Here is a 779-nt window from a genome sequence, read left to right on the forward strand (position 1 = left end):
ACTGCCCGCTGTTTTCCGTGATCGTGAGGATCGCTTCGAGATAATCCTCAAACGTGGAAGGAAGCATGCTACAATCTCTTTTACTTCTACAAGTTTATGGATTTGGGTCGCGCTATCGGGATCGGGTGCGATACGGGGAGAGCCATGCCACGTCGTGGCAGTGATCGAGCTCTCTGCCGGCCGAAAGACCAACGGGTTAAAAGCCGCCCAATCCGGAATCCTGAGCAAACCGACAGGGATACTGTTCTGAAAACAAACGGTCGCACGACGAGAGCAACCGTTAAGTGCCGGGAACGGGTTCAGGGAGGAGTGATGCTCCATGTCGCTGGAAGGGAATAAAGCAATTGTTCGCAGTTTTATCGAAGCCTATAACGGCCGAAACCTGGATCTGTTCGACGAACTGGTAGTGCCGGACTACGTTGACCACACTCATCAACAGCAGGGCAGAGACAGCTTCAAACAGCTCTTTACGCTGGCTTTCACTGCCTTTCCCGATTGGCACGAACGTATCGAGGATATCATCGCCGAAGGGGATAGGGTGTGGGTTCGTGTTACCGCTACGGGGACGCATACCGGTGAATGGAATCTTTCCGGAGTTTCAATGCCTCCTACCGGCAGGAAGGTGACGATGACGATGGTCTTCATCTGGCGCATAGCCGGCGGCAAACTTGCAGAGGGATGGGAGGTCGATGAGGAACTGGATTTCCTCAAACAACTGGGCGTCATCGAATACACAAAAAGGGGAAGGAGCTCTTTCCGGAAGATGCCGGGTAGAGAAT

Annotated in this window: 2 protein-coding genes; both read left to right on the forward strand. The window is 53.1% G+C overall.

Annotation, left to right across the window (positions count from 1 at the left end; genetic code table 11):
* A partial coding sequence (locus EI28_RS15225; protein WP_231476876.1) for a hypothetical protein occupies positions 1–250 on the forward strand: 250 nt, incomplete at its 5' end.
* A gap of 69 nt (positions 251–319) precedes the next feature.
* The coding region (locus EI28_RS13000) for an ester cyclase (protein ID WP_048115518.1) at positions 320–779 on the forward strand (460 nt) is incomplete at its 3' end.

The organism is Methanoculleus sp. MH98A, assembly GCF_000691865.1.
Lineage (GTDB): Archaea > Halobacteriota > Methanomicrobia > Methanomicrobiales > Methanoculleaceae > Methanoculleus.